The sequence below is a fragment of the Bradyrhizobium sp. AS23.2 genome (assembly GCF_001908185.1).
Classification (GTDB): Bacteria; Pseudomonadota; Alphaproteobacteria; order Rhizobiales; family Xanthobacteraceae; genus Bradyrhizobium.
The window spans coordinates 1-7,188 of sequence record NZ_LGHM01000083.1 but is presented as its reverse complement, the minus strand read 5'-3'; the positions used below and the strand labels follow the sequence as shown (position 1 = coordinate 7,188).

Annotated in this window: 4 protein-coding genes; 1 reads left to right on the top strand and 3 read right to left on the bottom strand. The window is 61.2% G+C overall.

Annotation, left to right across the window (positions count from 1 at the left end; genetic code table 11):
• Window positions 1-184 precede the first annotated feature (184 nt).
• Window positions 185-3,559, top strand: a complete 3,375-nt coding sequence (locus AC630_RS18620) for an adenylate/guanylate cyclase domain-containing protein (RefSeq protein ID WP_074119947.1) — start codon at window positions 185-187, stop codon at window positions 3,557-3,559.
• Between the two features lie 241 nt (window positions 3,560-3,800).
• On the opposite strand, the gene AC630_RS18615 is transcribed toward AC630_RS18620, so the two are convergent.
• The 3 genes from AC630_RS18615 to AC630_RS18605 form a co-directional block, all read right to left on the bottom strand.
• The gene (locus AC630_RS18615) at window positions 3,801-5,681 is read right to left on the bottom strand and encodes a patatin-like phospholipase family protein (RefSeq protein ID WP_074119946.1); all 1,881 of its coding nucleotides are present in this window, start codon (window positions 5,679-5,681) and stop codon (window positions 3,801-3,803) included.
• Window positions 5,682-6,046: 365 nt separating this feature from the next.
• Window positions 6,047-6,211, bottom strand: coding sequence for an ABC transporter substrate binding protein (locus AC630_RS48360; RefSeq protein ID WP_502691524.1), 165 nt, complete (start codon window positions 6,209-6,211; stop codon window positions 6,047-6,049).
• Window positions 6,153-6,929: an ABC transporter substrate-binding protein gene (locus AC630_RS18605; protein ID WP_083636313.1), complete on the bottom strand. Its 777-nt coding sequence runs from the start codon at window positions 6,927-6,929 to the stop codon at window positions 6,153-6,155. The genes AC630_RS48360 and AC630_RS18605 overlap by 59 nt, the downstream gene beginning before the upstream one ends.
• Window positions 6,930-7,188 lie beyond the last annotated feature (259 nt).

The window sequence follows — 7,188 nt, the reverse complement described above, 5'->3', positions numbered from 1 at the left end:
CCTTCGCGCCATTTCGTTGCCACGCAATAAGCTGGTCGGTTTCGGGGAAGAGCAGACATCGAACACAAGCCGAACCCGCACAGTCGGTCGAGAATGACCCAAACCGGTCATCCAAAAGCGGGCCTCTGGACACGATGTCTCGCCCGGGGGATTATGCTGCGGTAGGCGAACCAGAGACGCCGCCATGGACGTCGGAGATTGGCTGCGGAAGCTTGGCCTCGAAGAATATGAGGCGACATTCCGCGAGAACAACATCGACGACACGATCCTGCCGAGTTTGACGACGGAGGACTTGAAGGAGCTTGGTGTCGGATCTGTCGGGCATCGCCGTAAGCTGCTCGACGCCATCGCCGCGTTGCGCGCTGAAGCGAGCGCACCAGCGCCGCCGTCCGGCGCTCCGCCAGAAACCGACAAAGCCGCCAAGGACAGTGCCGAGCGCCGGCAGGTTACCGTGATGTTCTCAGACCTAGTCGGTTCGACGGCGCTCTCCACGCGTGTGGACCCAGAGGACCTCCGCGAGGTCATTTCGGCGTATCAGAGGTGCGTTACCGATACTGTGCTCCGCTTCGGGGGCTTCGTCGCCAAATACATGGGTGACGGCGTGCTCGTTTACTTCGGCTATCCGGCAGCGCATGAGGATGACGCCGAGCGCGCAGTTCGGGCCGGCCTCGCACTGATCGATGCCATTGCAACACTCCCCACGCCTGAGCCCGTACAGGTACGGATTGGGGCTGCCACCGGCCTGGTCGTGGTCGGGGATCTAGTCGGGGCCGGCGAAGCGCAGGAGCGCAGTATTGTCGGCGAGACGCCGAACCTTGCGGCGCGCCTTCAAGGCATCGCCGAGCCAAACACGGTCGTCATTGCCGAGGCCACGCGCCGGCTGCTCGGCAATCTCTTCGAGCTGCGGGACCTTGGACCAAAGGAGCTTAAAGGGATCGCCGGTCCGGTGCGAGCGTTCACGGCGCTCCGGGCAAGTTCGGTCGAGGGCCGCTTCGAGGCAATGCACGCCGGCGGCCTGACTGCCCTGGTCGGACGAGACGAAGAGCTTGACCTGCTGTTGCGACGCTGGGCGAGAGCCAAGGCCTGTGAAGGCCAGGTGGTGCTGCTGTCCGGGGAGGCCGGGATCGGCAAATCCAGGCTCTCCGCGGCGCTCATGGAGGGGCTTGCTGCCGAACCACACACGCGATTGCGCTACTTCTGCTCGCCGCAGCATACGGACAGCGCTTTTTATCCGATCATCGGGCAGCTCGAACGTGCCGCCGGATTTGCGCACGATGACACGCCGCAAACCAAGCTCGACAAGCTAGATGCGCTCTTGGCGCAGACCTCGACGTCCAAGCAGGACGCAGCGCTGTTGATTGAGATGTTGTCGCTTCCCAACGACGGACGCTACCCCGCTCTGGAGCCTGTTCCCGAACAGCGCCGGCAGAAGACGCTGGAGGCACTCGGCGTACAGTTGGAGACCCTGGCGCGCGCCAGCCCGGTGCTGATGGTCTTGGAGGATGCGCACTGGATCGACCCCACGAGCCTGGAAGCGTTCGGTCGGACGGTGGACGTGCTTCGGAACCTTCGCGTACTTTTGGTCGTGACGTTCCGGCCGGAGTTCGACGCGCCCTGGGTCGGGCAACCGCACGTGACCGCGCTAACGATCAACCGTCTCGCAGAACGCGACATCGGCGCTATAATTGACCGCGTCATCGGCAACAACCCCCTGCCGACGAACATCAGGGGAGACATTATCGAGCGTACAGACGGCATCCCCTTGTTCGTCGAGGAGATGACAAAGGCAGTGCTGGAGGCCGGGTGCGAGCTGGAAGGGACGCGGACCTTGGCCGCGGTTCCCTCGCCGGCGCTGTCGGTCCCCGCGAGCTTGCATGCTTCGCTGATGGCGCGGCTCGACCGGCTCGGGTCGGCCAAGGAGGTGGCACAGATCGGGGCGGCGATAGGCCGCGAGTTTTCTCATGCGCTGTTGGCGGCGGTGGTGCCCAAGCCAGAGGCGGAACTGGGCTCGTCACTCGACCGTCTGATCCGGGCCGGTTTGCTGTTCCGCAAGGGCGTACCGCCGCACGCGACCTATTTGTTCAAGCATGCCCTCGTGCAGGACGCAGCCTATGGCACCTTGCTACGCCAGCCGAGACGCGCACTCCACGCTCGTATCGCCGAAATTCTCGAAACTCATTTCCCGGAAATAGCCGAAAGCCAGCCCGCACTGCTGGCGCGACACCACAGCAATGCTGGTTCAATAGAGAAGTCAGCGCGCTCGTGGGGTAAAGCAGGGCAGCGGTCACTGGAGCACTCAGCGCTGATCGAAGCGATAGCGCAGCTCACCCACGCTCTCGACCAGATTTCGACCTTGCCCGCCACGCCCGCGCGGCGGCGCGACGAGATCAACCTTCAGGCCGCGCTCATTACCCCACTCATGCATATCAAAGGCCAAACTGCGCCGGAAACCAAGGCCGCAGCGGAGCGGGCTCGCCTGCTGATCGAACAGGCCGAGGCCCTCGGCGAGCCGCCGCAAGACCCACTGCTGTTGTTCTCAGTCCTCTACGGTTTCTGGGTCGCGAACTACACGGCTTTCAACGGCGATGTGCTGCGCGATCTTGCGGCGCAAACCTTGAGGCTTGCCGAGAAACAGGGAATGACCGGCCCGCTAGTGATCGGGCATCGCCTCGCGGGAAACTCCTTGCTCGCCACCGGAGACATCGCGGAAGGCCGGGAGCATCTTGATCGCGCCCTCGCGCTCTACGATCCTGCCGAGCATCGCAGACTAGCGACGCGTTTTGGCCAAGACCTTCGGACGGCGATCTTGTGTCACCGAGCGATAGCTCTCTGGATCCTCGGTTACCCGAAGCGGGCGCTTGCAGATGCCGAGTACGCGGTCAAGGACGCGCGCGAGGTCGGTCAATCCGCCACACTGATGTTCGCGTTGTCCTGGACATACGAGACCCAAATCTTATCCGGAAACTATGCGGCAGCAAACGCGCAGCTTGATGAACTTGCTGCACTGGTGGACGAAACAGGCGCCGCCCTGTGGAAGCCGCTTCGAATGATCCATCAAGGTTGTCTAGTTCTCCTGACCGGCAAAGCCGTCGACGCCGTACCAATGATCACCTCGGGGTTGGACGGATGGCGGTTAATGGGGGCGACGGCGCCAACGCGTTTCCTAACGCCCTTAGCCGAAGCCTACGCGGAACTCGGCCAATTCGACGATGCCTGGCGCTGCATCAGCGAGGCGTTGAACAGGATCGACACCGCCAAGGAGAGATGGTTCGAAGCCGATCTCAACCGCATAGCAGGCGAGGTCATGCGCAGGTCGCTCGAGTGGGATGCGGCCAAGGTGGAAGCGTATTTCGAGCGCGCACTCGCCATTGCTCGCAAGCAGAAGGCAAAATCGTTCGAGTTGCGCGCGGCGATGAGCATGGCGCGGCTGTGGCGCGATCAAGGGAAGCGGGATGAGGCTCGTGAACTTCTCGCTCCGGTCTACGGCTGGTTCACCGAGGGCTTTGACACGTTGGACCTGAAGCAGGCGAAGGCCCTGCTCGACGAACTGGCGGCATGATGGCGCACATTCTTGTCATGGAATGTCGGCTCGTGGCCCGTCACGTCATTTCGCGTGCGCGAACAATCAGGTCGCTGTCAGAGCGAAGCGGACATTAGATGGATGGCAAGATAGGCCGGTTCGGTCGAGAATTGTCCCTGACCGGACATTGGGCCTGATCAATATCTGAAGCCGATCCCGAGGCGCGGCCAATCGGCGAAATCAACAGCGAGACGCACCCGTAGCTCAACTGGATGGAGCACTACTGGCGAGACTCGACGAGCACTGCACCTCGCATTGCCGGCTTTCCGGCAGCGAGGATGGCGGCCATTGCCGGGTTGCCCTCTGCTTGCAGCGCCACGATAGCTTGTCGAGCCCAAAGGTAAGACGCCTGAAAAATCTCCGTATGGCGGTCGAAGTCCGTCACATCGATCCCGATCGGACAGGGCGGGCGTATTACCAGATCGAGTGGTCCCGTCGGCAACGTATCGTAGCGCTGATGCGCCACGAGGCTTCGCCACAGCACATTGACGGCACTCGGCGCGGCAGGAAGCAGCTTCTTACGAAACGGCATCAGCATTGCCGCGACCAGCTCAAGTCGTCCCGGCAACGCATCATACGCGACATCAAACAGCTCAGCAGCCGGCTCGCCGAAATGCACAACCAGATTGGGGCCACTCTTTAGTTGATGCATCGGTGCCAGCGGCACATTATCGATCAGGCATCCATCGACAAGCATCGCACCTTCCGGCGTGTAGAACGGTGACAATAATCCAGGAATTGCGCTCGAGGCACGCACCGCCTGCCACAGCGGTCCCGAGCGAATCAATTCCAAATTATGGGTCGAAAGATTGGTTGCGACTGCCGCGAAAGGTCGCCAACAATCCTCGATCCGGCAGTCGTGGCCCAATTGACGGGCGAGCGCCCGATCGAACGCCTTATGATCCAGCAAGGCGTAACGCGGCCAGGTTGGCCGCCGGAAGCTGCGACTCTTGACGAAAATATCGTGCGTGCCGCGCTCAAGATCCTCGGCTTCGAGGTTCTTCGCAAATCCGGCCGCCATGGCAGAGCCGACACTGGTGCCGATAAAGATATCGAATATTACGCCAAGCTCGCAGAAGGCCTTGTAGACCCCCACATGCGCCGATCCAAGGCTTCCGCCGCCGCCGGCGACGTATCCAATCGCGCGACCCGACAGGAAACGGACCAGACTCTCGAAATCAACCTGATCCTCCAGCGCGACATGGTGATGCATGAAGGAGGGCAGCCGAGCAAGCCAGGCCGTGGTTCCGCTGACGTGACTGCTCCGTCGATCATGAACGCGAACGAGGCGTCGCGCCGACCTTGGGTGAACCTCGCAGGCAAAAGCCTCGACATCCGTCAAGGGTCCCACCGGCGCATCGCCACGGCACCCGAACACAACCATGTCGGCCTGACGGATAGCCTTGCGTGTCCAGGCATTGGCATCGTGATCTCCGAGGTAAACTACCAGTGGCGCGGCGTGTTCTAGTCTGTTGAGCCATTCAGCGACATCGGGCGCATCCGGGGCTCGACCGGGAAACTTGGAGTTGACGCGGGCGGCATCGACGACCTCCGCATCGGTGGCGGCGAGCCCATCGCGCATTCGACGATCAAAGGCGCCAGGCAACAGCTCGCGTCCACCTTCGATTAGGGCCACCGTTCTGGCCTTTGGCGACGCGCGAAGCGGCGCGAGGCGCGCCGTCTCCTTGCCAAAGCGGAGCGCGAGCGCCGCAAGTACTGCCTCAACAATGGCAGGGGCGTCCCGGGCAAGCTTCTGGTAGGCCGTACGTGTCAACACGAGCACGCTGGTGTCGCGGATGGCAATTACATTGGCAGTGCGCGGGACATTTGCGAAGAAGCCGATTTCACCAACCAATTCGCCGGAACGGAGCTCGGCGAGAGGTTCGAGTTCGCCATTTCGGCACACAGCTAGCGCACCGTGCAGCACCAAAAACAACGAGTCCGAGGGGCCCCCTTGGGCAACGAGCCTTTCTCCCCGCACCAGATCCAGGCGAACCATTGCGCTCAGAGCCGTCATCCGCTGTTCTGAACTGAGCGTTCTGAACAGAGCGAAATCCTCGGATACGTTCCACCACGCAAATGTCGCGCTCGCTTCATTCATTGGCGACATCCAGTTCGACTGCACCCCCAATGTTAGTGCCGGGTCGCCCTGTCTGCCAGAATATAAGGGTCAGCGCACCAGCTCTTCGCACTGCATTCATAGAAGCACTGCAACATAGATCGCGAAGCTATCCTGCCTTTGCGACGCTGCAACCTCGGTGCCCGCTTTCGACTTCCATAGACCGCCTCCGTTCGCAGCGGCGCTTGAGTCTGCTTGTGGCCCATCACGTCATTTGGCGTGCGCGAACAATCAGGTCGCTGTCAGAGCGAAGCGGACATTAGACGGATGGCAAGATAGGCCGGTTCGGTCGAGAATGACCCACAGCCGACTTCAGCCTCGCCCATCGGATCGTGGATCGTCGGAGTTCAGGTGATGACTTGGTTGGCCTTCGCAAGTAGCTCGGACGGTACAGTGAGACCTAGCCGCTGAGCGGTCTGCAGATTAAGCACAAGCTCGTGCGACAGTGCCGCCCTAATAGGTAAGTCGCCGGGTTTGGCCCCTCGGAAGATATGATCCGTATAGCGGGCCATGTTCCGCGCCGCTTCGCGAAGACTTGTTCCGTAGGCGATCAGGCCCCCCCGCATCGAGCATTGATATTGGAAAGACTGTTGGCAAACGGTAGGCGGCGGCCAAATCGGCGATCTGCATTCTGCAGGCTTGGTTGATCGGCTCCTCCAGGACGATGAGCGCCTCCGCACGCTCCTGCTCCATCGCAGCAAAGGCTTTCTCGTAGTCCGGAGATGGCGCCTCGACACGGATAACTTGTGGCCGCATTTGCAGGGCGCGAGCGGCCTCTTGGTTCAAATTGGACATGCAGTCAGAGACGCCGCGGTCACTCAGAATAGCGACCCGCTCAAGCTCGGGTTTGATCACCCTGAGGAACTGCAATTGCGCTGTAGCCTGGCGCGGATCAAAAATGGTCACGCCCGTGACGTTTCCGCCAGGATGCTCGAGGCTCGCGGCCAGTCCGTCGCCGATCGGTTCAACTACGACGGCAAAAACAATGGGAATTGTCGTAGTAGCTTGTCGAACGGCGCGCACCGTGACCGCACCAATGACGGCGATGAGGTCAACGCCGAGGCTGACCAATTCGGATGCGAATTGAGGCAATAGCTGCAGTTGTCCTTCGGCAGCGCGCAGTTCAAAGTGGACGCCTTCACCCTCAACCCAGCCAAGATCCCGAAGTCCAGATTTGAAGCCGTCCATGGGATAGGCCGAACCAGCCACAATGATACCAATGCGTTTCATGGTACGGCTTCTCCGGGTGAGGCTCGGCGACGACGGTAGCACGCATCAATCGAAGGCGGTACCGCGGCTGGTCACCGACAAGCGCCCTAACGTCAGCACCTGTGCCCGTCGCGACATATTGCATCGCGACACCAAGTAGGTCGCTAACGTGGCATAGCGGAAGTTGGCAGGCAGCCGTCTTTTGCAGAACACGACGCTCGTGACCCTGGCTGTGTAGAAACACGAAAGATCGAAACGCAGCGAGAATTACATTCTTCAT

Excerpts from the sequence above, each read along its gene's own strand:
- AC630_RS18620 (WP_074119947.1), top strand. The coding sequence starts at position 185 with ATGGACGTCGGAGATTGGCTGCGGAAGCTTGGCCTCGAAGAATATGAG.
- AC630_RS18615 (WP_074119946.1), bottom strand. The coding sequence starts at position 5,681 with ATGAATGAAGCGAGCGCGACATTTGCGTGGTGGAACGTATCCGAGGAT.
- AC630_RS48360 (WP_502691524.1), bottom strand. The coding sequence starts at position 6,211 with ATGGCCCGCTATACGGATCATATCTTCCGAGGGGCCAAACCCGGCGAC.
- AC630_RS18605 (WP_083636313.1), bottom strand. The coding sequence starts at position 6,929 with ATGAAACGCATTGGTATCATTGTGGCTGGTTCGGCCTATCCCATGGAC.